The following is a 25,097-nucleotide window of genomic DNA, read 5'->3' as shown; positions in this document are numbered from 1 at the left end:
CTGGGCGCCCTGTTAGTCCTGCTCGCTCTGACGCGCCTCGAAGTCCACCGCTGACAACGATCTACAACGGCTGCTCGAAGGGCTGCCCGCGAGGTCGTTGATCTCTCGGGGGCCCAGGTGGGGTTCGCGCGCCCCGGTGGCGGCGACATTGATCATCGCGCGTCCCAGTTGCTCGGTGGTGGTGACCTGATGCGGCACCAGCCTCCTGAGGAGCGGGTAGAGCGGGCTGGTCACGGCGTACAGGGCCCGGTACAGGCGGGTCTTGGAGGTGATGCCGTGCAGGGGCTGGATATAGCCGGGGCGGAAGAGGTAGGTGGTCATCGGCAGGTCGAGCAGGTGGTTCTCGGTCTTCCCCTTGACCCGGGCCCACATCGTGCGGCCCTGTTCGGTGCTGTCGGTGCCCTGCCCGGACACGTACACGAACGTGAGGTCGGAGTTGTGGGCGCACAGGGCGCGGGCCACCGCCAGGGTGAGGTCGTAGGTGACGTGGTGGTACGCCTCCTCGGTCATTCCGGCGGCGGAGACGCCGAGGCAGAAGAAGCAGGCGTCGTACCCGGACAGTTCCTTCGCGAGGTCCGGACGCGTCACGAGTTCCGCCAGGTCCGGGTCGATCAGCTCCCGCAGTTTCGGATGCTCGACGTCGAGCTTCGTGCGCCCGATCACGAGGACTTCGCTCACGCGCTCGTCCCGCAGGCACTCGCGCAGGACGCCTTGGCCGACCATGCCGGTCGCACCGAGCAGTACTGCCTTCATCCGTTCACGACTCCTTGGTGTCCTTGGTGCTGGCGCACGGCCGCGTCAGACCGGGAAGACGACGCCGGTCAGGTCTTCGGAGACCGCCCACAGGCGGCGCTGATCCGCGGCGTTGTGCGACTTCTTGTGTGATGTTCCCGCTTTGGGGTGTCCCTTGAGGCCCGTGAGGCCATCCGGGCCGTAGTACTGCCCGCCGACCGCCCGCGGAGTCGAAGTTCACCGACGACCCGAACCGATGCGCGTCGCTGCTGACGGTGACGACGCGCGAGCCGGGGGCAGCGAGGAGGCGGTCGAGCAGCAGGCCGGTGAGGGCGAAATGGCCCAGGTGATGGGTGCCGAACTGGAGCTCGAAGCCGTCCGCGGTGGTGGCCTGCGGGGTCCACATCACCCCCGCGTTGTTGATCAGCAGATCGATGCGGTCGTGGCGGGCGCGCAGCTCCTCAGGCGCGGCGCGGACCGAGTCCAGTGAGCCGAGGTCCAGGCGCTGCACGGTGAACTCGGCCCCGGGGGTCCGGGCGGCGATCCGCTCGGCGGCCTCCACGGCATCGCCGCACTCGCCGCCAGCGACAGCCTGCCCCCCCCCCGCGCACCACCCCGACCAGCTCGTGGCCGACGCCGTCCAGCGCCTCTTGCACGGCTCACGCGCCAGCTAAACGCTGGTGGGAGGTAAGGCCGCGTGGCCGTGGGCCGTTTCATCCGCTGCCACGTCCCTCGCTCCGCGTGCGCAGGGCGGCGCGCAGCAGCGCGTGCCGAAAGTGGTACGTGATCCCTTCCTCGCGGAGCACACCCGCGGCCTGAGCGGTGGTCATGAAGTCACCGAACCGCAGCGGCAGCTGGTCACGGACGATGTACCAGGCGTGGGCGGCCCGGAAAGCGGGCCAGGCCGTGAAAAGCCCGGGCCCGACCACGGCGGCCGCCACGACGGCCACCCCCAGGAACACACCCGGGGGAGTGCGGTCCAGATTCAGTGACCAGGCGGTCCACGTCACCAGCATGGCCGCGACGGCGAGGCAGACAGCGAACGCGGCCGTGGCCTTGCTGTCCCGGCGCAACAGCTCAAGGGGCCGAGTCGCGTTCGCCGGAGCGACGTTCACATCGAGCGTGTGTACGCGGTCCAGCACGGTTCCGGCGGCGAATCCGCCGCAGAGCCCCGCGACGACCGACAGCACAGCCCCCTGGCCGAGCAACGCCCACAGGTCGGGCCAGCGCAGCGAAGCGAACAGCAGACCTGTGCAGAGCTCAGTGGCCACCCCCGCCGCGGCCAGCACAGGCAGCAGCCGAACGACCCTCGACACGACGACCCTGCCGTTCACCTCCGAGCGGAATCCGCCCGGCACGGCGGAGCGGCCCCGGTACTCCTCGGCCCGAGTGACCACGTAAGCCACCGTGAAGGCGGCGCCGCACGCCATCCCCCACAGCGCACCGGCCAGCACCGCGGTCCCCGCCGCCCGCGAGAGCACGGACAGGCCCGTGGCGACCGCGGTCAGTGCCAGGCCGTAGAGCAGGGCGAGTTGCCACTGCGCGCGACGGTAGAGCGTCCACCACCGGATGCCGCCGTCGCCCCGGTGCTCCGCGAGGAACCGCAGCAGACGTGCGGCGCGGCGTGCTGGCCAGCGCCGCCCGTCCCGCAGGCCACTGCTCAGGGGGCCGAAAACCGAGGGGACCAGCGAGGTCAGCAGATGCCGCTCGACGTCCTGGGCGGTGGGAAACCGCGCCGGATCCGCCAGTTCCACCGGAATCGCGGTTCCGCTTCCGTACGTCTGTAGGCCGAGCCACTGCATGAGGGGAGTGGCGAAGACCTCCCTGGCCGGGGACGCCCTCCCGGCGCGCATCGCCTCCAGCAGGGGAAGCCAGGCCGGCCGGTTGGGTGCGCGCGAGTCGTCCAGGAAGTCGGCGAGGTGCCGTGGCCCCAGCGGCCCCAGACGAACCGCCACGGATCCCCGAATGGCCCCGGCCGCAGCCACCGCTTCCCGGAACTGCTCCTCCCTGGAGGCCAGCGCGACCGAAAGACCCGCGCCCAGCGCCTGGTTGAGTGCCCGCAGCAACGCGGCACGCTCAGGAGGGGCCACCTCGTCGAAGCCGTCCAGGAACGGCACGACAGCGCCATCGTGCAGCATGGCGCTGGTGAGGTCCTGCGCCTCGACGCCGCTGTCCGGGCCGACGATGGCCGGGTAGCGGTCAGCGATCCGTCCGATCAGCCACGGATACAGCGGCTGGCGCGCGTCCCATCCGGCCAGCGACACCACCACCGGCACCGGGCCAGCAACGGTCTGCCCGCCGATGCCCGAGGCCAGAAGCTGCTCGGCCAACAGCTGAAGGGCAACGCTCTTGCCGGAGCCCGCCGGACCGCAGACCACCACCCGCGCGGGCCGACCTGTCGGCCACAGCCGCTGCCGAAGACGGTCGACACGGCCGGTACCCGGCGGCCCGTACACCGCCCTGCCCCCGTCGTCGGCGAGCTCGGGCGCCGCCTCCCACGGAACCGCGATGCAGGCCACTTCGACGCCACGTTCCCGCAGATCCTCCCGGAGACGATCACGCTCGGCACCCGCGAGGGCCGCCAGCCACTGGTCCCGGGAGGGAGGCGTCTGCGGCGGCTGCGGCCTGGACCGCCGCCATAACGCGAAGAACCCCGGGCACAACAGCCCGAGCGAACCGACGAAGGTGTCGACCGGATCGGTGAAGGGCGCCGTAACCCGCCAGGTGTGCACCAGATAACTGACCGCCAGAAGAGCCGAGATGGCCGCCGCGATCAGAAGGGAGGCGGATCTCCCGTGTAGTCGTACGCCGTTGAGCATGGTCGGCAGTGTGCCGCAGGCTGCCGCAGACCACTCGTGATCGTCGGAAGGCGGGGGGCGGGCTTCGGTCAGCCGGTGCGGTGAGCCTGCGGCTGATCTCGCGCGTGTCCAGGAACCTTCCCGCAGCCAGGTCCGGCAGCCCCTGGTCGCTTGAGGCTCCCATCAGTCGCGCATCACGGACCGAGCAACACGTGTTCCGATTCAAACGTTCTGCGGTGGTCTGAGCCGCGGCTGCTGGCCGGAGCGCCCTTCGGGCGTGTCGCTGTCACGCATCTCCGGAGCGACCGGGAATCGCAACTCGTCCATGAGCGCGTCCTCGGTCGCGACACCTTGCTGTACGTGAGCCGCGACGAGCTGCGCGGCGCCGAACGGATCCTGGCCAGCAGCCCGTTCACGCTCGGCGGCCTACGGGTGGCCTTGCGGATCTCCGCTCGCCCGGACGCCGCCAGCGCGCTGTTGCGGTGGAACGCCTACGTCACCACCGGCGTGCCGCACGAGGAACTGCACGACTTCCTCTTCGCGCTCGACGTCAGCGCGGTGCCCGGTTCCGGCTTTGAGGAGCCTGAGACGGTGGTCAGGGCACTGAGCGCGCAGGGCTGGATCCGTGACGTGGACCGCCCTCGCACCGCCGCCACGGACCCAAGCTTCGCCTCGCACGTCTCGCTCGAGATGCTGCCGGACCTGATCGCGGATGCGGACCCGCGTGAGGACCTGATGGGCTGGCAGGCATGGACCGAGCCCACCTTCGGCGCCCCCTGCCTGTGGTGCGTGAACTTCAGCCCGATCGCCCCCAGTGAACTGGTCGCCGTGTTCGCCGCCTCGCCGCCCACCACCGGCGCCCCAGGAACGTGCTGGAGCCGTTCAAGCCGTATCTCAACGCCCGTTTCACCGACACATCCCGCCAGACCAGCGGCAGTCGGCTGTTCCTGGAGATCCAAGAACGCGGCTATCGCGGAAGCCGCGTTGTCGTCCGCCGGTACCTCGCCGCCCTGCGGGACGGCACCGCCGAACCCATCCGGGCGGACATCCCCCAGCCTCCGCAAGATCACCTCATGGATCATGCGGTCACGCGAGACGCTCACCGAACGCCAGGAGGAAGGGCTTCTCCAGGTCAGGCTCGCCCGCCCGGACATCACCCGGGCCCGCGACCTCGCCCGCGCCTTCGCCGACCTCGTCCGCCATCAGCGCGGACACCTCCTGCTGGACTGGATCCGCCAGGCCGAACAGGACGCCCCGAAGCCCAGGAGCGGGTTCGCCGGCTTCCTCCGCCGCGACCTCGACGCCGTCACCGCGGGCCTCACCCTGCCCTGGAGCTCAGGCGTCGTCGAAGGCCACGTGAACCGGGCGAAGGCGCTCAAGAGAGCAATGTATGGCCGGGCCTCCTTCGCCCTCCTCCGGCCCCGGATCCTCACCCGCCCATGACCTTCACGCAATCGCGGTCAGAGCCAGAACCGAAGAGCCCGCCGGGGGCACCGCTATCGATGGATGGCGAAGGAGTCCCTAGTCAACGAGCCCCGCATGGTGCGCCAGGATCGCCGCTTGGACGCGGTTGGTGAGGGAGAGCTTCGACAGGATCCGGCTGATGTGGGTCTTCGCGGTGGCCTCGGTCACGTGCAGAGCCGCGGCGATGCCCGTGTTGGAGAGGCCGCCGCTCAGCGCGATCAGGACCTCGCGCTCCTTTTCGGTCAGGGCCTCCAGGCGGCTGCGGGCCTCGGACCGGCGGCGCTGCCGCTCGGCAGAGGGGCCGTCGTCGTCCTCCGTGAAGCGGCGGATGAGGCGGCGGGTCACTTTCGGGGAGAGCATCGCGTCGCCGCGGGCCGCGCTGTGCACCGCAGCGATCATGTCATCCGCGGTGGCGTCCTTCAGCAGGAAACCGACGGCCCCATGACGTAGCGCTGTCTGGACGTATTCGTCCAGGTCGAAAGTGGTCAGCACGACGACGCGCGGCGGGCGGGGCGAGCGGGTGAGGCGCTCCGTGGCGGTCAGGCCGTCGGAGCGGGGCATCCGGATGTCCATCAGGACGACGTCCGGCTCCAGCGCGGCGGCCATCGACACCGCCGTATGGCCGTCCGAGGCCTCGCCCACCACCTCGATGTCGGGGGCGGACGCCATGATGGTGCTGAGCATGGAGCGCACCATCCATTCGTCGTCCACGATCAGAACCCGGGTCGTCGTCTCGCTCATCGCGTGGCCTTCATGTGGGTGGACTGCATCTGGGGTACGTCGTCCAACGGGATCTCGGCGGCGATCTCGAAGCCGCCGTCCGGGGTCGGGCCTGCGGTGAGCTCGCCGCCGACGAGCCGTATCCGTTCGGCGATGCCGAGCAGGCCGTGGCCGCCGCTGGGCAGACCGGAGGGGCTGGCGCCGACACCGTGCTGGTTGGTCACTGTGAGGTGCAGCAGTCGGCGTGTGCAGTGGACCCGGACGCGCGTCTCGGCGTCGGCGGCGTGCTTGTGGACGTTGGTCAGGGCCTCCTGCACCACCCGGTAGACGGCGTGCTCGATCAGGGTCGGCAGCGCGGGTGGGCGGGTGGTGCCTTGCTCTCCGGTCAACTCCAGGGTGGCCGGCGTCCCCAGGCCGCGGGAGTCGGCGATCAGGGTCTCCAGCTCGGCCAGGCCGGGCTGCGGGGCGAGCGGAGCCTCGGATGCGGTGTGCAGAACCTCCACCAGCGAGCGGAGCTCGGTCAGTGCCTCGCGGCCGATGGCGCCGATCTGCTTGCCGATGTCGACGGCGGACGCGCCCTTGGTCGCCTCGAGCGCGGTCGCGTGCAGCACCATCAGGGATACGCGGTGGGTGACGACGTCGTGCATGTCCCGGGCGATCTGGGCGCGTTCGTCGCTGCGGGCCTGAAGCACCCGCTGCTGCTGCTCACGCTCGGCCCGCTCGGCCCGCTCGCGCAGCTCGGCCACGAGGCGGCGGCGGGCCCCCGTGTACAGGCCGAGCAGGGCCGGCAAGACGCAGATGCCCACGCTCATGGCCGCTGCGTCAAGGCCGCCGCCCCACCAGATCGGCGGGGCGACCACCGCGACGGCGACCGTCGAGGCGACGGCGACCCGGCGCCAGGAGGCGGCGCGGTCGGCCACGGTGTACTGCGCGAACACCACGGCGAACCAGGCCGACAGCACCACATAGGCGCCGAGTGCGGCCAGCAGAAGCAGCGCGGGACGACGATGGCGGAACCATGCCGCGAGGCCGACGAGCAGCCCAACCGGGATCGCCACGAAGGTCGGCGGGTGCGCGGGAAGGTAGTCGAACCGTGTGTGCATTCCGTCGACGGTGGCCGTGGCCGCGGCGAGGGCCAGCGCCACGACGGCACCCGCCAGCGGACGCAGGCGTTTGCGGTGGCCCGTGAGGCGACTGTGCCATGTCATGGCCGCAGGCTAGCCGCGGTGCGGAAGGCACGCGTCGTTCGATAGTTGTACGTGGCGGCACCCGCCCCGTAACTTTCCGCCGAGGCAGAGGTCGAGGATCGGCGGATGCCTGACCGGTGCGGTGATCGCCACGCTGACGGCATGCCTGAGATCACCGAATCCGCCGCAGCGGGGTGCCGCCTCCGGGTCCTCGGCGAGCAGATCGCCCGCGACCTCCGCCGACCGCGCGGACGCCCACCACAGCCGCACTCGACCGCGGCCCGACGGCCGCAGGGCCGGGGGTGACGGCCGTGTACGTCGCCGCATCCGGACTCGAGCTCGGGCTGGGCATCTTCCTGCTCCCCGCCTGGCTGATCGCCGCCGTCACGACGGGCCTGCTGCCAGGCCGCCGCACCGTCGGGAGCATGCGGCGGATGTCCCGTATCGCACTGGTCCTTGTGTCCGTCGCCGTGCTGCTCACCGCGGCCAGACTCGTCGCGTACGGGCTGCTCGCCCGCCATGGGTGGGTGTTCGTGGCTGACCGGCGGCTGTTCACCACCTTCGTCATGCTGTTCCCGGCCGTGATCGCCACCGTGGTCTGGACGGTGCCGTGGCTGGCATCCGCCGCCCGGAATGGGGTATCCCCTGCTCGAGCCGGGGGAAGGCTGCCTGACCCGGCCGCGCCGGTGCCGCTGGAGGAGCAGTCGCGCGCCAGGTCCCCGCGACATGTCGTGCCGCCCCGGCTCGCGGCCTTCGGCGGCCTCGGCTGCTGCGCGCAGATGTTCCTGCCACCGGACCGGTCGTTCTGGATCAGCCTCGGCGCGTACGGGTTGATCACCGCCGCGGTCGCCGGGCTGCTGGTGTGGCGGGCGGGCGTGCGGCTGCAACGCCTGTCCACCGGCCGTGAGATCCCGCGGCGGCGGGCCTTGGCGGTCCGCCTTGCCACGGCCGGGGTCGTGCTCGGCACCGCGGTGGGGCTGGTCAACTACGGCATCGCCGACAGCCGGCTTCCGCACACCTTCTCCATGATGAAGGGTGAGGCCGACTGGGGCGGCGGTGCCGCCGGGCAGCACCACGACATGACCGGCGGTCATCACATGGCCTCCGGAACCGGCGGTGCCGACGAGGTCTCCGTCGACGAACTGCGCGGACCCAGGAGTGGTACGCCCGACCGGCGCTTCTCCCTCACCGCACAGGCCAAGAAGGTGAGACTGGCCTCCGGTAAGACGGTCGACGCCTGGACGTACAACGGCCAGGTCCCCGGCCCCCAACTGCGGGTCACCGAGGGCGATCTGGTCGAGATCGAGCTGCGCAACGAGCTGCCCGGCAGGACCCCCGTCACCATCCACTGGCACGGCGTCGACGTACCCAACGGCGAGGACGGCGTGGCCGGCGCCACCCAGGACGCGGTGCGGCCCGGGAAGTCCTTCACCTACCGCTTCCGGGTCCAGGAGTCCGGCACCCGCTGGTACCACTCCCATCAGGCCGCCTCCGAGCAGGTCGACCGCGGACTCTTCGGCGCCCTGATCATCGAGCCGAAGCAGCAGACCCGGCCGGTGGACAAGGACGTCAGCGTCCTCGCCCACGACTGGCGGACCGACAAGGGCACGGTGCCAGCGATCGGCGCCGTGGACGAGCTGGAGCGGCGCCGCGCCGAGCCGGGCGAGAAGGTGCGGATACGGCTCACCAACACCAGCGGCAACACCCGCGAGTTCGCCATAGATGGCGTCCCGTACAAGGTCACCGCCCTGGACGGCACGGACGTGCACAAGCCGACCGCGCTCAAGGGCAAGAAGCTGGTGCTCGGCGGCGGAAACCGGATGGACGTCGAATTCACCATGCCCGACGGCCCGGTGCGGGTGACCGACGGCAGCGCCCCGGACGCGGGAATCGTGTATTCCCCGGACGGCAAGGGGGAGGTGAAGGCGGATCTGGGCGGCCCTGAATTCGATCCGTACAGCTACGGCAGCCCGAAGAGGACGGAAATCGGCCTGGACAGCGACTTCGACCGCGACTACAAGCTCGTCTTCGACGAGTGGCTGGGCTTCTACGACGGCAGCTTCGGGCTGAAGCAGACCATCAACGGCCGTGTCTTCCCGGACACCCCGATGCTGATGATCAAGGAAGGCGACGTCGCCCGCGTCACCTTCGTGAACCGCGGGACCGAAGACCATCCGATGCATCTGCACGGCCACCACATGCTGGTGCTCGGCAAGAACGGCAAGCGCGCCTCCGGCAGCCCGATGTGGCAGGACACCGTGCTCGTCCGGCCGGGCGAGGAGGTCCAGGTCGCCTTCAAGGCCGACAACCCCGGCATCTGGATGGACCACTGCCACAACTTCTGGCACAGCAAGCTCGGCATGGTCATGCACCTCGCGTACGACAACGTCACCACGCCGTACGAGATCGGCGGACCCGTCGGCAACAAGCCGGAGTGAGCAGTTCTGATGCGCCAGAAACGAGCCGCGGCCACCATGCCGACCGGGGCGTCGTCTCTCACCACGGCGGCCTGCGGCACCGCCGCGCCCCTGAAGGCGGCCACCCTGGGGTACGAGCCCTCCGGTCTCGCTCGAGAACTGTGGTGCGCCGTGAAGACGCCGTCGGGAAGCCGGTCCGTCGCACCGCCGGACCGGCGAGGTCCGTGGCGCGGCGCACGTATCCCGCACGGCCCGCAGCCTCCGCGCCCGCCATGGCGTGCGGCCCTCGCTTGATGTCCGCGCACGCGCGGATATCGCATGTGTGCGGTAACTGCATGGGTGCAGTCATTTCGGCCACTGTACGGCCACTGTCGTCACCGCTCCGCCACCACCGAACGGGGAGTCCTCACCATGAACCGCAAGATCGTCAAGCGCGTCGTGCTGGCCTCCACGCTAGTCCTCGCCCTCGGCGCGACCGGCGCCTATCTCTATCTCGACGCCACCTCCGACGTGCGACGCACCGGTGCCGAAACCTGCGGCGAGGTGATCCCCGCCGACGCCGACCGCCGCGACGGCGAGGCCGTCTGCGCCACCCTCGACGCCCTCGCCGACGCCTGGGAGCGCGGTGACGCGGAGTCGTACGGCCGCCAGTTCACCGAGGACGGCACGTACACGACCTACATCGGCAGCCACTACGAGGGCCGCGCCGACATCACCGCGAGCCACCGCGCGCTCTTCAAGGGCTTCCTCAAGGACAGCAAGCTCGCTTCCAGATACCTCGACATGCGCTTCCTGACCAAGGACGTCGCCGTCCTCACCAGCCGCGGCGCCGACTACACCGGTGACGAGCCGGGCGCGGACGAACTCTCGAAGGTGACGACCTTCACCCTGGTCCGCGACACCGACGACGCCTGGCGGATCGCAGCCTTCCACAACACCGAGCGCAGCAACGTCATGGAGCGCCTCTCCTTCATCTACGCCCCCGACACCGCCCCGAAGGCGGAAAAGTGACCCGCGCCACAGCGGCGCCCGCGGATGCTCCGCATCGTCCCCGAACTCACCCCGCATCTCCTCGACATACCGCCACGGCAGGGCCCGGCCCTCCTGGAAGAGGTACGCCTCCCTCGGGCGGTATGCGCAGCCCGAAGTCCCCACGATGACGCGGCCGCTCGAACGGAACGATCGGCGACTCGACGGCGGCACCGAAGCGACGCATGATCGCGCGGGCCACCGGGCCGGAGACAGCCGCTCCTCGATCGTGTACGGCAAGGCTCGTACCGGACGTCTCATCAGTGCCTGCTCCCTGGTGGATGCCCCACTGGTCGCACCCGCATCCGCATCCGCAAGGGCCTCTCCTGCTCACGCTCTTCGACCAGCCGCACTAGCGGAATGGCTGGCAGAGCGGCAGTTCCCTACGCGGTGTGAAGGTCGGGGACGGAGCCCTCGGGCAGGAGTGGCCGGAGGGCTCCGAGAACCGCGCCGATGCACGCGTCGCGCAACTGGGCGCGGGTGCAGGTCTCGTGGGCGAGCCAGTCGACGCAGAGGACCTGGACGAACACCAGCCAGCTCTTCAGTACGGCGGAGACGGCGTCCCGGGCGTTCTCGTCTGCGAGGGGGAGTACGGCAAGGAGTCGTGCGCGGAGCGCGTCCAGCTCGTTCGTCATGATCGTCTGGATCACCGGGTCGCCCGCGAGGACCCGGTTCGCGGCGAGGACGGCGTGGCGGTTCGCCGTGAAGTAGTCGAGGTGGACGTCCATGCCTTGGATGAGCTGCTCCACCAGGGGCTCGGCCGGGTCGAGCCGCGTCTGGGCGAGCAGTTGGTCGGCCGCCTGCTGGTAGACGGCTGCGAAGAGGGCGTGCTTGCTGGGGAAGTGACGGTAGAGCAGAGCCCGGGAGACGCCGGCCTGTTGGGCGACCTCCTCCATCAGGACGTCGTCGTAGGGATGTGCGGCGAAGAGCCGCGCGCCCACGGACAGGAGCTGGGCGTAGCGCGCGGTGGGGGTGAGTCGCTGGCGGGGAGGCACGACCGCAGCTTAGTTGACACGGGTCTACTTGCGCGCTCACTGTGGAGTAGACACATGTCAACCAGCTTCATCGAGGCAGCTCGGAGGACACATGGCCAGGGCTCTGCGCGTACTGACACAGGTGATGGGCTGGGCCTGCGTGGCGATCGGCCTGTTCCACGTGCTGCTCGGCAACGCGGCGATTCCCGGCGCCGGTTCGGCCGGGGCGACGGTCGACAGCTGGGGCCGGTTCATGGGCGCCGTCTTCGTCGGCTACGGGCTGGCCTGGCTCTGGGCCGCCCGGCAGCGTCCCATCCCGGCCCAGGCGGTGCGGTGGCTGGCGGTGGTCTTCCTCCTCGGCGGTGTGGGCCGGGTCCTCTCGCTCGCCGTACACGGCTGGCCCCAGTGGTTCCAGATCGCCCTTGCGGTGATCGAGCTCGGCCTGCCGCCGGTTCTTCTCTGGCTGGCCGACGCCGAGGAGCGGAGCCTTGGCGATGGCGTGGAGGCCAAGGCCGCCAGGGGATGAACATGTCTGAGCGAGCCTCGGCTCGAGGTCCTGGGCGCGGGAGCTGAGACTGCCGACAGCGGAAGGGCGGTCGCCATGCGCCTCACGGGCGGACCGCTTTGGTGGTACTCGGCGGACAGCTGTCGCGTCGATGTCGTACGGCTCGTACCCACCCCGGCACGCGGACGCTGCCGTGCCTGCCGCGGAGCCTCGGGGGGGGGGGAGTCGTAGCCGGTGGGCATCTTCGCGCCCCACTGGGCAAGTTGACGCGTCCACTTTCCCGAAGCGCACCGAACCACATTCGATGCCGACGAATTCCCGCGTCCGCTCCACCACGACCGGCGCGCCGCGCTCCTCTCCCGGCCCCTGGTCCGAACCAATTCCCGCCCGCGATAACGCGAAGTCGAATGGTCGTGTCAAGGGGGCACGGCCGGTCAACTTCGTGACCCATTCCGGCTTTTGTGTATCTACGGCCCGTTCGGCCCGGCAATATCAATTGAGTCGATTTTGCCGGGTCAGGCCGTGCGGTCTGAATCAGGGGCTGGGGAGGCCGGGTTATGGCCGAGTTCAACTATTTCCTGGGGAAGGACCGTGGCGGCTATCCGTTCAAGGACGCGTTGTCAACCGGTCAGGCGCGCCATCACGTGGTTCCCTGGGAAACGTTGTGGCAGGCGTGGGACGCGCTGATCGCGGCGGGCTTTAACGACAAGGGATCCGCGATCTACGAGGCGTTGAAAGAGCTGGTCGAGACCTGGGGAAGGGAGCTGCTCAATCTCGACTACACCACCGAGGAGCAGAAGAACTTCGAAACCATTCGGGGATTCATTGAAGTTTTCAAGGATCCCGGAACCACTCATGACGATGACGGGCGTCCCCCGGAAGGGCTGGACGACTTCCGTAACTTCTTCACGTGGCTGCCGAGAAACCTCTTCGTCGGTCCGAACACGCGGAGTGATGATCCGGGTTCGGGATTCGAAATCGGCTCCAAGCCGATCATCGGCGACGTCTTTGCCCGGCGGAACAAGACCTTCCATGATCTGAACCGGTACCGCAAGAAACCGGCTGCCACCAATAAGTTCGAACAGGAAGGCAAGGAAGGCCTCAAGGGGCTCCTTGACGCCTTCACCCAGCCCCCGCCCCCACCCCCGCGGCCCTGGCCGTACGACACCAACCAGTGGGAGCAAGGGCCGGGCGGGAAGTACAAGATCAAGGCCCCGCAGGGCCAGCCGGCGGCGGGCGCTGGGCCGACCATTCCCGCCCTCGGCGTGCCGCGCGGAAGCGATGTCATCGTGATCGGCGGCACCAGGCTCGAGCTGACCATCCGGTCCGATGACGTCGGGTACCTGCTGCGCGGCGTGAGCGCCGCGAACATCCGGATGGCCGACCTCCTCGACTGGGTGGGCGAGACCTGGACAGTCGCCGGGCAGATCCCGGAGGGGCTGCGGAACTTCGAGCTGCAGTACCTGACGATCGAGGTGCTGACGGTCCCCGGCGGCCTTGAGGAGTGGGAGGTCACCGCCGCGACGGAGACCCGCTTCGGCGACACCGTCGCAGACCTGTTCGTGTGCTTCCGGCACTCGAGGCCGCAGGGCGGGACCGCCTCCTTCTCGCTCTCCGCGGACGCCGGTTTCACCGCCTCGGTCGGCGGCGAGGACACCCGGCTGTGGTTCAGCGGCGCGATCGCCCGGACGGGGTCAGGTGCCTGGGAGCTGAGCGCGGCCTTCGAGGACTACGGGCGGACCCTGAGCCTGGCCCACCTGGCCGCGGCCTTCGGGATCGACATCCCCGCGGAGCTGGAGCCGCTCGTCCCCGCCCTCGCGTCGGCGTCGTTCGCCTACCGCCTGCCGACGGCGGCCGGAGGCTCGTCGCGGGGTGAGCTGGTGCTGTCGGCGGTGGTCGGCCGCGTCGGGGTGGTCGTGGCGTCGGTGCCCGCGGGGACCGGCTCCGCGGTCTCGCGGCTGGTGGCGGTACGGGGAGAGGTCGGAGCCCGGGCGTCCCAGCTGCCGGGGCTCGGCGAGTCCATCCCCGCCGAACGGGACCTGGTCTTCGGCGGTGTCCACTTCGCCCACGCCTTCGGCCCTTGGACCAAGGAGCAAGTGGCGCGGCTCAACGCGGTCGTCGACGGCCTTGGCGCCGCGGCCGGGCGGCTTCCGCGCCTGCCGGACGAGGCGCTCCCGCCCGGCTCCGTGGCCTGGGTGGACGTGATGGTGGGCGGCACGGTGCGCCCTCCGCTGGTGCTGCGCCTGCCCGCGGGCGGCACGTCGGCCGCTCCCGCCCGCACCGGCGCCAACGAACCTGCCAAGGACCTGGACCTGGGCGGGTTCGTGATCGGCCCGGTCCGCTTCCAGCACGCCGGCATCGGCTACGCCGGCGGACGGCTGTCGATCTCGTTGGACGCGGTCATGGCGGTCGGTCCGCTGACCGTCGAACTCGTCGGCCTGGGCCTTGGGGTGGACCAGGACTGGAACGTCGCCCCGGTGCTGCGCGGCGCGAGCGTGGCCGTGGCCTACCCGGGGCCGCCGCAGGTGGCGATCGGCGGGGCGTTCACCCGGATCGACCTGGGCACGGAGTTCGAGCTGGCCTTCGCCGCCGCCGGGCGCGTCGAGATCCAGGACCTCATCGTCCTGCAGCTGGCCGGGAGCTGGGCGCGCAACCGGGCCGGCTGGGATTCGATCTTCGCCTACGCCGAACTGGTCGCTGGCCGGAACCGCGTCAACGGCCTGTTCAGCGTGGGCCCGGTCACCTTCACCGGCCTCGCCCTCGGCTTCGGCATCAACAGCACCGTGCGCATCCCCGCCGTCCACGAGATCGGCGCCTTCCCGCTGGTCAACCGGCTTGGCGCGCAGCCACCGGTGGACGGCGGCGAGGTCGAGCGGCTGACTCCGGGGCAGGCCCTGAACGAGCTGGTCGGCCCCGGCGGCTGGGTGACCCCGGCGCGGGGGCGGTACTGGGTGGCGGGCGGCATGGAGTTCACCGTCTACCGGTTCATCCAGGCCCGGGCGATGGCCCTGGTCGAGTGGGGCCAGGCCGGGTGGAAGGCCGTGCTGGCCGGTCGCACCACGCTGGCGCTGCCACCCGTCAGGACCGCCCAGGGGAGCCGGGCGCCCGCCATGAGCGCGGGCGCGGACACCGCCCTGGCGGGCGGCGGTCCGCTCGGCCAGGTGATCGTCGACTTCGTCTTCGCTTACGACTCCGCGCTCTCCCGCTTCTCCCTGGACACCGTCATCGCCGACGGCTCCTACATCCTGGACCCGCAGGCGAGGCTCACCGGCGGAATCTCCTTCTACGTGTGGGGCAAGGACCTGCCCGCCCAGGGCGTGCGCAAGGGCTTCGTCCTCACCGCGGGCGGCTACCACCCCCAGTACCGCGTGCCCGCCCACTACCCGAAGCCGCCCAGGATCGGCTGGTTGTGGGAGCGCGGCCCGGTGTCCATCCGGGCCCAGGCGTACGCGGCGCTGACCGACGGCGCGTTCATGGCCGGTGGCGAGCTGGCCGCCGTCTACGACAACGGGCACGGCATCAACCTGCGGGCCTGGTTCACCGCCTACGTGCACGCGCTGGTGCAGTGGAAGCCGTTCTACGCCGACCTGGCGCTCGGTCTGAGCATCGGCGTCGCCGCCACCGTCAAGGTGCTGTTCGTGCGGGTGCGCATCTCCCTGGAGGTCGGGGTCGACCTGCGGCTGTGGCTCCCGCCGGTCGGCGGCAAGGCCCGGGTGAAGATCTGGTTCATCACCTTCACCCTCGGCTTCGGCTCCGACCGCAAGGGTGCGCCCGCCGCGGACTGGGAGGACTTCCAGGTCCAGCTGCCCGCGCCCGCCCGCACCGTCCTGAAGCAGGGCTGTGAGCTGCCGGACGTCACCCAGGACGAGACCGAGGCCCGTACGGCGGCCGCTGAAGCGGAGTTGGTGCGGATCGACGGGTTCACCGCGGCCGTCGAATCGGCGCTGCCCGCCTCGAAGATCACCCTCAACGGAAGGCTCTTCGCGGGCAGCGACGACGCCCGGATCGACATCCGCCCGATGCGACTGACCGGTGTCGTCTCCGAGCAGTTCGTCCGGATTCTGGACCAGCGCGGCGACCCGTACGACTGGGAAGGCGCCCGCTGGACGGTCACCGCCACCCGCGAGGGCCTGCCACAGGCGCTGTGGGGCAAGCCGCTCGCCCACCCGAGCCAGGCGCTCAACCAGCCCGGCCTTGTCGACGGCTGCCTGACCGGGCTGACCATCAAGGTGCCCGAACCGACCCGCCGTCTCGGTGTCGGCCCCGTACCCGCAGAGGCCCTGGACGTCGACGGACTGCCGCCCGGCCGGACGCCGCTGCGTGACGAGACCGTGGCCGGGCGTTCCCCGGTCACCGACCCCCACAGCATCGAGCTGATCGGCGACACGCTCGCCGCGGCCGAGACCGCGGCCCGGCGCACCCGGGCACACGACGCGCTCGCCGCCCTCGGCCTGGCCCCGGACAGCGACGGCCCCCTGACCGGCACCGCCCGCCTGACCGGCACCTCCCTGACCGATGCCCCGCTCCTGACCGCAGCCGTGAGGTGACCGCCGTGCCCGCCCGCCCCGACCTGGACATCACGTTCTACGACCACCTCGCCCCCGCGACCACCGCCGGCGTCTACACCATCACGGTGGACCACTGCCTGACCAAGGACGGCCAGCGCCTCGACACCACGCCCGAACTCCCCGGGGCCGTGGACCGCTACGAGATCCGCGCGGCCCGGTTCCACCTCGACCCCACCTCCGTCCACGCCACCTACCCCGCGGCCGGAGCAGTGGGCCGTTACACCCACGTCCTGCCGCACATCACACTCAACCGGGCGATCCTCCCCTGGGAACGCCAGCTGCTGGGACGGGCGGCCCCCGCGCCCTGGCTGGCGCTCCTGGTCCTCGCCGAGGGCGAGACCGCGGATGACCCCGACGCCAAGGGCGAGTTCACCACCCGCACCATCGGCCGTCTCCGCCACCCCGCCGAAGAGGACATCACCGGGCCGGAGTTGTCCGGAGACATCGACGACGACCTGCCCTGCCGCACGATCGACGTGCCGGTGGACGTCTTCCACGCCCTCGTCCCGCGCCAGGACGAGCTGTCCCACCTCACGCACACACGTGACGTGCGCAGCACCCCCCAACTCCGCAACGACGGCGAGGTGCTGACCGAAGGCGAGTACGCCGTCGTCGCCGCCAACCGCTTCCCCCGCACCCCCGGCGCCTACGCCGTCCACCTGGTCTCCCTGGAAGGCCATCTGGACCGCCTCGCCCCCGGCACCCTCGCGGACAGCGGACACATACGGCTGTGCAGCCTGTGGTCCTGGTCGTTCACCAACGCCCCCGACGGCACGCTCGACCCCGGCACGCTGTTGCGCGGCCTCGTCGCCCCCGGTGCCGAGGACCCGGAGAACCTCGCGCTGCGTCACGCCCCCGCGTCCGGCTCGGCGTCCGCACCCGAGGAGCAGTACGTACGCACCCGGCTGCACCACGGCTATGGAGCCGTCGCCCACCGCACCCTGGCGGGCGATGACACCTACGCCTGGTACCGGGGCCCGCTCACCCCGCTCACCGCCCCGAACCTGCCGGGCGAAGCCTTCGAAGGCGCGCACACCACCGCCGACCACGCCCTGATCTACGACCGCGAGTACGGCGTGTTCGACGTCAGCTACGCGGCGGCGTGGACACTGGGCCGCACCATCGCGCTCGCCGACCCCGACTACAGCGGCGAAGCCGTCGAGGCGCGGCGGGCGCTGTCCGACCGCGCCGCCACCCTGGCCGCGCTCGGCAGTGACCCCGGCCGCGCCCAGCACGACCCCGACGCCCCGCCCGCCGCCACGGCGCTGGCCGAACTCGCCGCGTCCGGGTTAGGAGGCCGCCTGGTCCAGGCCCTGCGAGCCGACCTGCGCCCCGAACCGGCCCCCACTGCGACCGCGCGCACCGCCCGCGCCGAACCGGCCGCGCTGCTCGCCGACCCGCGCGCCCGGCAGTCGCTCAGCGCGGTGGTCACCGCCCGCACCCCCGCCATGCCCGAGTGGCTGGACCGCCTCGCCCTGCTGCGCGGCGTGCCCTTCAACCACCTGGTGCCCGACCCGCGGCTGCTGCCGCCCGAGAGCCTGCGGGCCTTCCGCGTCGACCCGGCCTGGATCCGGGCCCTGGTGGCGGGCGCGACGGACGTGGGCGTCCACACCTCCGTCGACCGCGACCTGCACCCGCTGCTGCGGGAAAGGCTGCTCCAGGGCTCTGACAGCCCGATTCCCGCGGCCGGGCTACTGATCAACTCCGAACTGGTCCGCGCCTGGCCCGTCTTCGACCTGCTCGCCACCCGGGGCGGCGAGCAGGTCGGCGAGCTGCGCCGCGACCACCTGGCGCCCGACATCCTGCTGGTGCTGTGGGACGCCGTCCCGGACAGCGTCGTCATCCGCGAGCCCGGGCAGGGCATCCACTTCGGCATCAACTCCGCACAACGCGTCAGCCTGCGCCACCTGACCGGTGACGACGTCGGCCGCCCGACCGGCACCGAGTTCCCCGACCCGGCGGGCGGGCGCACCGTCTTCGACCACCTGCGCCCCGCCCGCCCCGGCGCCGCGCAGCCGGACGTCCTCGACCTGCACGGCGCGGGCGGCTTCGTCGCGGCGCTGTCCGCCGCCTGCGGCGCGGACGGCGAACTCTCTCCCGGCCAACTCGCCCTGGAACTCGTCAACGCCCCGCTGGAGCAGCTCCTGCTGCCCACGCCCACCGCCGAGGAGACCGCGTGAGCGACACCGACCTGATCGTGCCCGTCCAGGTCCACGCCCTGCTGGCCAACCGGAAGGTGCGCTCCCTGCACCCCTTCCACCGCTACCAGCCGAGCTTCGACCGCATGCTCGGCACCTATCCGGACGACGAGGGCCGGGGCGCCGCCGAACCGGAGGCCTTCAGCGGGGCCAAAGAGGTCCGCGACGACGAGAGCTTCGAGGGCGTACACGTCCAGTGGGAGCTGCCCGAAGCGCTCACGGACGGTTTCGTGGCCGAGGACGACGGGGCCACTCGCTTCCCCCTGGTGCCCAACCGCTGGCTGGTCGTCCGCTACTCCTGGGTGCGCGGTGCGCGCAAGGCCGTCGGCTGGGTCGTACACAGCGACTACCTGTACTCCGACGACGAAGACCTCTACGACGGCTACGGGGTGATCAACAGCTTCGTCAACCCGCGCAAGACGGACGCCCCCGAGGTCGACTGGCTCGGCCGCGTCCACAGCCTCGCCGACGGAGCCTGGGCGGAGCCACCGGGGGAGCGGAAGCTGTTCCTGACCGCCGTGGGCGCGGGCCTGCCCAGCTTCGCGGCCTTCGAGCCCTTCCACGAGAACGTCTTCTCCTTCCACGACGACCTCCAAGACCTCAAGGACCCGGCCCACGGCGACAGCTACCCGCCCGACGCCACCCTGAGCTACTTGGTCGTCGGCTGGTACAGCGACACCGACGAGGACATCCTCAACGCCGTGGGCGGCATCCCCGGGCTGCTGCCCCCGGACGCCGACGCCTCGTCGGCCGCCGACGTCATCGCCGCCCTCGGCTGGACCGTGGCCGGGCGCACCGCCCTCGTCCAGGGCGGCATGGGAACCGCGACCGGGCACGAGGTGAGCAACGTCCTCGACCACCAGGAGGACACCTACTACCTGAGCGAGAAGGCGCCCGTTCGCTCGGACCGCATCACTGTCGACCTCGGCAGCGTCCAGCAGGTCAGCTCACTGCGGGTACTGGTGGGCGACCCGGACGAGCAGCACACCTTGCCCGCCGTACGCGTCCAGACCTCCGTGGACGGCGTCAACTGGCCCTCCGCCCACCACCAGGACTTCGACGCCGGCACCCCCGTCATCGAGTACACCCCCGAGCGGCCGGTCACCGCCCGCTATCTGCAACTGTGGATGCTGGAGGCCGGGCCCGGGCCCGCCGCCGTGCGCCGCTTCGAGGTCACCGCCGCCCCGCAGACGACGCGGAGCCTGTACCACGGCACCGCGCTCGGCCTGGAGTGGCGGCGCGAGGGCGAAGCTCCCGACGACGACCGCCCCGACGCCACCCGCACCAAGATCGCGTTCGGGCACAGTACCGGCGAGGCGGCCGCCGCCCTGGTCGGCCACCAGACGCGCTCGTCGCGCACCGCCCAGCTCTTCAGCGCGCTCTACCACGGCACCCTGGACACCTTCGACGGCGCCGACGGGGAGCGCGACCGTGCCGAAGTCACCCATCGCAGCTGGTTCTCCGGCAGCGACGGCGGCCACACCTGGCAGATCGTCCCCCGCGACGACCGGGGGCCTGCCGCCGGGCACCTCGGGACGGCGGGTGACGAGCCGTTCCCGCTGGACGAACTCAACGCGGCCCAGGTCGAGTACGACCGTATCCAGCGGGAGTTGACGGAACATCAGTGGCGGGTGTGGGCGCTGCACTGGCTGCGGAACCTGCCTGACAGCGAACGCCCGGACACCCTTCCCCCCGGCTTCGACACGGAGTGCGACCGGTTGCTCGACCCCGTCAACGACGGCCCGGCGAAGCAGGCCGACGCAGGCCTGGCACGGCTCGCCGAACTCCGGCACGACATGCCCCAGGCGGCGGCCGGACAGGACCTCCAGGACGCCATCGACGCGTGGGCCACCGCGAGGGGCCTGGCCGACCACCTCCAGCTCAAGCGGCTTCCCCAGGAGAGCTTCTACAAGCCCGCCGACCCCGTCGTCCTCATCGAAGGCACCGGGGGTGGCACGGTTCCGCTCGCCCGTGACCGCGACAACCCGCTGCCCTGCCGACTGCCCTCCAACCTGCTCGCCGAGGTCAAGATCGGTACGGACTGGACGGCACCGCCCGCCAGCCCGCCCGACCCCGGCCTCACCGGGCTGCCCGCTGCCTGCGCGGACCTGCTCAAGGAGTTCGCCCTCCTCGACGAGGCCGCACGCACCCCCGACGGCGGCCACAGCGCCCTGCACACCATCACCCAGAACCCCGCCACCCACGCCAGGGGCCCCCTGGCCGAGTACTGCGCGCCCTGGCGCCAGCCCTGGCTGCCGATGCTGCTGATGTGGAAGCTGACCTACTTCCCCACCCCGTACCAGACGGCCGACGGCTACCACTGGACCTTCACCGCGCCCCCGCCCGGCAGCGGCCTTGACTCCTACAGCTACCTCTGGAACGGCACCGGCACCCTGGAGGCCGACTTCGAGAGCGAAGGCGACGTCCTCAACCGGCTCTTCCGCTCCCGCGCCTACCTCGCCCCCACCACCGTCTACGTGCTGCGCGAACAGCTGGCCCGCTACCGGGCCGACTACCCGAGCGCCGACACCGCGGGCCTGGCCGCACTGCGCAGGGAGCTCGAACCGCTGGACATCCTGTCCCAGACCCTCGACGGCTTCAACGACTGGCTGCTGCAACTCGACGGCGGCGCGCAGGTGCCCACCGAGCCCGGGGTCGCCGCGCTCGCCGGGGAGCAGAACCACGTGCCCGACCCGGCGGGCGGACCCCACCAGAAGCGTTTCCAGCCCGTGCGCGCGGGCCAGTTCTTCTTCACCGACCTGCGCATTGTGGACCGCTTCGGCCGCTGTGCCGATCTGGTCGCCTCCGGCGCGGGTGGCAACTGGTACGACCAGTACCCTCTGAAAACCCCCTCGGTGACGCCGAGCCAGGACCTGTACGACGCCGAGCCCCGGCTGATCAACCCGGAGCGGTTCGTCCAGCTCTCGCCCCGCATCCTCCAGGACACCCGCCTTGCGATCGCCCAGGCGCCGTCCGGCATGGCTGACGGACTGGCGGGCTTGCTCCTGGTCAACTACCTCGACCGGACCCTGGGTGTCTACGGCCCGACGGGGCAGGCCCTGGGCGAACTGCGCACCGTCACTCCGGGCGGCGACACCCGGGTCACCGTCTTCACCCCGCTGCCGCACTCCCCGTACACCGGTCGCACCGACTCCCGGTTCATCGCCGATCACCCGCAGCTGGCCGGCTTCCTGGCGGGCCTGCTCGACCGGGACGATTCCGCCGGCGCGTTCGACGCCCTGATCGCCACCATCGACAAGAGCCTGCGTGCTGTCGTCGACCCCGCCGCTGAGGACAGCAAGCTGCCCGGCCTGCTGATCGGACGGCCCGTCGCACTCGTCCACGCCACCCTGGACCTCGAACTGCACCATCCGCTGCCGGTCGATCCGTCCTGGGACACCGTCCTCAACCCGCCCGCCGACACCGCGGACGGCGACACCGAGGGTGACGACACCTGGGCGATCCGGCTGGGCGACCCGTACGCCCTGGACGACGGGCTCATCGGCTACTTCAGCTCCGCACCCGGCCAGGACGTCGACTACGAACTGCTGCGTGCCCTCGATCCCGCTGCCGACCACGACTACCTCGAGGCGACCACCAACGGCAGGGACCTCGCCCTGCCCGCCCGGCCCGCCACCCGCCGGTGCACGCGTCACGTCACCCTGCTCGCCCACCCCCACCTGCCCGTCCACGCCACGACCGACATCCTCCCGGTCCACTCCCTGCGGCTCGACCCGGACCGCGTCCACCAGGCACTGGCCGCCGTCCGTGCCTCCTTCCGACTCAGCCCGCTCCTCGCCGCCACCCGCGACCGGCGCAGCCTCCACACCACCATGACCGAAGACCCGGACCACCCGCTGAGCAACATCGCCGACAGCGCCCCGCCCACGGCGGAGTTCCGCAGTCTGGACGTTCCGGCGGCCGGCGGCACCGTCACGCTGGACTTCGGGTCGGTCCAGCAGCTCACCGGCTACGCCCTCCACGCCGGAACCGCCGGGGGCGCTGACTGGCAGGGCACGCCGGTCCTGGAGTCGTCCGCCACCGGCGACGACGGCAGCTGGGAGCCGCGGGCCTTCGACGCCCGGCAGCCGACGAACGAGCACGTCCTGGCCACCCCGGTCGCCGCCCGCTACCTGCGCCTGCGTCTGACCACCGACGCCGAAGGCACCTTCAGCACGCGGACCTTCCGGGCCAGCTGTGCCCCCGACGACGCGGCTCTGGTCATCCCACCGCTGTCGGCACGCCACGGCACCTGGAGCTGGGCACAGCCGCAGGCCACCGAGACCGAGCACCTCGACTGGGACGAGCGTCCGCTGCTCCCCGCCGACCACCTCGCCCACCCCGACGACGCGACGCCCACCGCGCGCTCCGGCTACCTCCAGCTCCACCCCGTACCCCGGCAGGCCGGTCCCGGACCGGCGTCCCGGTCCTGACACCTCACCTGGAGACCGCATCGCATGACCGAGCCCGCCGTCACGCCAGCCCTGCGCTACACGCTGACCACGTTCCCGCCCGTACTGACCCAGGCCACCCCCGGCCGTCCCCGTCAGGGCCGACTGGAGATCACCGTCTCCCGCGCCCCCGAAGCGGCGAAGACGACCCCTGTCTGCCGCGGCATCACCGTCGAGGTCCCGACCGGCGACCGGCCCGAAGCCCTGTCCAACCGGCCCGACCGCATCGACGCCACCTACGGCGCCCCCCGCGGCCGTACCTGGCACATCCGCAAGAGCACCTCCCACAGCGACCGCACCGTCTTCGTCTGCACCCCGGAGAACCCGCGCCACGAAGCCGCCTTCGACGACGGCACGACGTTCACCCTCATCCTCGACCGCATCCCGCTGACCGGCTCTCCCGGCACCGTCACCCTGCGCGTCACCGACGAGTCGGCCACCGGATCCGAGACGCACACCCTGCGCGGCACCGACCTGCCGCTCACCCTTCAAGCGCCGCTCGAAGGCCGGTCCTGACCTGCGCGGACCGGCCCCCGCACCTGCTCGTACCCGCCGCCCAACTACCCACTTTCCTGCCGCCGACCGACCCGACCGACCCGACCGACCCGACCGACCCGACCGACCCGACCGACCCGACCGACCCGACCGACCCGCCCGCACGGGCTCCCCGAGTCCGCGTGTGTCTGCCCCGGGAGGACCCGCCGTGTATCCCGCCACCTCCGACGCCCCGCTGTCGGTCACCTCACAGACCACCCCGCCCGCACGCTTCGTCGTCTCCACGACCCAGGAGGTCAAGCGCGGCAGCATCTTCCTGACCTTCGCCGCACCCGCCGCGGCCTCGGCGGTGACCTGCACCCAGATCAGCGTGTCGCTGCCCCGCGGGGACGCGGCCACGGACCTGGTCAACGACGCGGCGGGCGCCGACCACACGCTCATCGACGACTACCCACGCGACAGCACCGGCGCGACCTGGTCCATCCACCGGCTGCCCGCCGCCCCCGTACCGGCCGCTCCCGAGTGGGGTGAGGCCCCCGGCCACGGGTTCGCCAACATCTTCGACCCCCGAGACGACGTCTACTACCAGACCGCGGGCCTCGTCCCGAAGGACTCCGCCCTGGTCGTCGACTACGGGGTCGACCAGGACATCGCCGACCTGGACATCGCGACCGGCTTCACCAACGGCCGCAACAAGGTCCAGATGCTGCGTCTGCAGTCATCCTTGGACGGGCTGAACTGGCGCGACCTCGACGAGCATCCCGTCCAGGACACCTCGCGCATCCAGCGCGCCTTCGATCCGCCGCTCCGCGCCCGCTTCCTGAGGATCCTCACCATCGTCGATCCGTCGAACGAGGGCTACGCCGTCGTCAGGTACTTCCTGGCCAGCCAAGGTGCTCTGACGCGCTCCGAGGACTCCACCGTCACGTTCGTGTGCACTCCGGACAGCGGAGAGGCGGTCTTTGAGGGCTCCCGCGACTTCACCCTGATCCTGTCCAACATCCCGATCAACCGGACACCTGGCGCCGCCGCCCTCGCCCTCACACAGACGGTGATCACGGGTGGCGAGGAGGTCCGCCACACCACGAGCCTGGACGGGTTCGAGAAGGCCGGTGACGCCTTCGTCTTCGAGGACTTCTCCAGCGAGCAGTCCCGCGTCGACAACGGCGGCCACGTCACCCTGCACTGGACGGGCAGCCCGGAGAACTCCGAGTACTACCTCTCCTGGGACGACCGGACCGAGAGGATCAGCGTGCCCACCGCCCGGGGGTGCAGCTTCGACACGGCTGACCTGCCCGGGTTCGCCGGGCTCAGCCGCACGACGACGTTCGTCCTGGACGCCCAGAGGACCAACGCGTCGGGCCAGACCGTCCACAGCTACCGGTCCGCCACCGTGACCGTCGCCGACCCCGACATCGAGGCCGCGAGCCTCACCGCCACCGACCGGCTCGCGGTCCAGGAAGGCGGCACCGACACGTTCCTCGCCCGCGGCGACGAGGCCACCATCCACGCGCTCACCGCCCGCGCCGAAGGCGACGTCACCGTCATCACCTGACAGC

The 25,097-nt window shown here is 71.3% G+C and carries 14 protein-coding genes and 2 pseudogenes; 9 read left to right on the top strand and 7 right to left on the bottom strand.

From position 1 onward, the window contains the following. Nucleotides 1-12: 12 nt before the first annotated feature. From AC07A4_RS12040 to AC07A4_RS12030, 3 genes and pseudogenes are all read right to left on the bottom strand, one after another. Nucleotides 13-753, bottom strand: a complete 741-nt coding sequence (locus AC07A4_RS12040) for an NAD-dependent epimerase/dehydratase family protein (protein WP_478596457.1) — start codon at nucleotides 751-753, stop codon at nucleotides 13-15. Between the two features lie 45 nt (nucleotides 754-798). Further along, nucleotides 799-1,294, bottom strand: a pseudogene (locus AC07A4_RS12035) (SDR family NAD(P)-dependent oxidoreductase); the annotation flags it as partial. A gap of 151 nt (nucleotides 1,295-1,445) precedes the next feature. Continuing rightward, nucleotides 1,446-3,551 (bottom strand): hypothetical protein, encoded by a 2,106-nt coding sequence (locus tag AC07A4_RS12030; protein ID WP_478596454.1) that lies wholly within the window; start codon nucleotides 3,549-3,551, stop codon nucleotides 1,446-1,448. A gap of 339 nt (nucleotides 3,552-3,890) precedes the next feature. Between AC07A4_RS12030 and AC07A4_RS12025 the strand changes: the two genes are divergently transcribed. Then, nucleotides 3,891-4,973 carry an ISL3 family transposase gene (locus tag AC07A4_RS12025; RefSeq protein ID WP_478596451.1) on the top strand — a complete coding sequence of 361 codons (1,083 nt, stop codon included), beginning with the start codon at nucleotides 3,891-3,893 and terminating at the stop codon, nucleotides 4,971-4,973. Between the two features lie 78 nt (nucleotides 4,974-5,051). Here AC07A4_RS12025 and AC07A4_RS12020 read toward each other — a convergent pair whose 3' ends face one another. Both AC07A4_RS12020 and AC07A4_RS12015 read right to left on the bottom strand, forming a co-directional pair. Then, a complete protein-coding gene (locus tag AC07A4_RS12020) occupies nucleotides 5,052-5,735 on the bottom strand; it encodes a response regulator (RefSeq protein ID WP_478596448.1) in 684 nt (227 codons plus the stop codon). Next, on the bottom strand, nucleotides 5,732-6,922 hold the full coding sequence (locus AC07A4_RS12015) for a sensor histidine kinase (protein WP_478596445.1): 1,191 nt from the start codon (nucleotides 6,920-6,922) through the stop codon (nucleotides 5,732-5,734). The genes AC07A4_RS12020 and AC07A4_RS12015 overlap by 4 nt, the downstream gene beginning before the upstream one ends. Before the next feature lie 290 nt (nucleotides 6,923-7,212). Here AC07A4_RS12015 and AC07A4_RS12010 point away from each other — a divergent pair, with 290 nt between their 5' ends. Together AC07A4_RS12010 and AC07A4_RS12005 are read left to right on the top strand one after the other, a co-directional pair. Then, nucleotides 7,213-9,339 carry a multicopper oxidase family protein gene (locus tag AC07A4_RS12010; RefSeq protein WP_478596442.1) on the top strand — a complete coding sequence of 709 codons (2,127 nt, stop codon included), beginning with the start codon at nucleotides 7,213-7,215 and terminating at the stop codon, nucleotides 9,337-9,339. A gap of 390 nt (nucleotides 9,340-9,729) precedes the next feature. Next, nucleotides 9,730-10,329 (top strand): SgcJ/EcaC family oxidoreductase, encoded by a 600-nt coding sequence (locus AC07A4_RS12005; RefSeq protein ID WP_478596439.1) that lies wholly within the window; start codon nucleotides 9,730-9,732, stop codon nucleotides 10,327-10,329. 6 nt (nucleotides 10,330-10,335) lie between these two features. Here AC07A4_RS12005 and AC07A4_RS12000 read toward each other — a convergent pair. Together AC07A4_RS12000 and AC07A4_RS11995 are read right to left on the bottom strand one after the other, a co-directional pair. Then, a pseudogene (locus tag AC07A4_RS12000) lies at nucleotides 10,336-10,546 on the bottom strand (site-specific integrase); the annotation flags it as partial. Between the two features lie 184 nt (nucleotides 10,547-10,730). Then, a complete protein-coding gene (locus tag AC07A4_RS11995) occupies nucleotides 10,731-11,342 on the bottom strand; it encodes a TetR/AcrR family transcriptional regulator (protein ID WP_478596437.1) in 612 nt (203 codons plus the stop codon). Between the two features lie 91 nt (nucleotides 11,343-11,433). Here AC07A4_RS11995 and AC07A4_RS11990 point away from each other — a divergent pair, with 91 nt between their 5' ends. From AC07A4_RS11990 to AC07A4_RS11965, 6 genes are all read left to right on the top strand, one after another. Then, nucleotides 11,434-11,847: a DUF4345 domain-containing protein gene (locus AC07A4_RS11990; protein ID WP_478596434.1), complete on the top strand. Its 414-nt coding sequence runs from the start codon at nucleotides 11,434-11,436 to the stop codon at nucleotides 11,845-11,847. 536 nt (nucleotides 11,848-12,383) lie between these two features. Then, the gene (locus tag AC07A4_RS11985) at nucleotides 12,384-16,373 is read left to right on the top strand and encodes a DUF6603 domain-containing protein (RefSeq protein ID WP_478596431.1); all 3,990 of its coding nucleotides are present in this window, start codon (nucleotides 12,384-12,386) and stop codon (nucleotides 16,371-16,373) included. A gap of 5 nt (nucleotides 16,374-16,378) precedes the next feature. After that, nucleotides 16,379-18,574 (top strand): hypothetical protein, encoded by a 2,196-nt coding sequence (locus AC07A4_RS11980; protein WP_478596429.1) that lies wholly within the window; start codon nucleotides 16,379-16,381, stop codon nucleotides 18,572-18,574. Then, entirely contained in the window at nucleotides 18,571-23,025 is a 4,455-nt protein-coding gene (locus AC07A4_RS11975) for a discoidin domain-containing protein (RefSeq protein WP_478596426.1), read from the top strand. Before AC07A4_RS11980 ends, AC07A4_RS11975 begins: the two co-directional genes overlap by 4 nt. 24 nt (nucleotides 23,026-23,049) lie before the next feature. Then, nucleotides 23,050-23,559 carry a hypothetical protein gene (locus AC07A4_RS11970; RefSeq protein ID WP_478596423.1) on the top strand — a complete coding sequence of 170 codons (510 nt, stop codon included), beginning with the start codon at nucleotides 23,050-23,052 and terminating at the stop codon, nucleotides 23,557-23,559. A 187-nt stretch (nucleotides 23,560-23,746) separates the two neighbouring features. Further along, on the top strand, nucleotides 23,747-25,093 hold the full coding sequence (locus AC07A4_RS11965; RefSeq protein WP_478596420.1) for a discoidin domain-containing protein: 1,347 nt from the start codon (nucleotides 23,747-23,749) through the stop codon (nucleotides 25,091-25,093). The last annotated feature ends 4 nt before the right edge of the window (nucleotides 25,094-25,097 follow it).

Source organism: Streptomyces sp. NPDC043996 (assembly GCF_056435225.1).
This window is presented reverse-complemented; position numbering and strand designations above follow the sequence as displayed.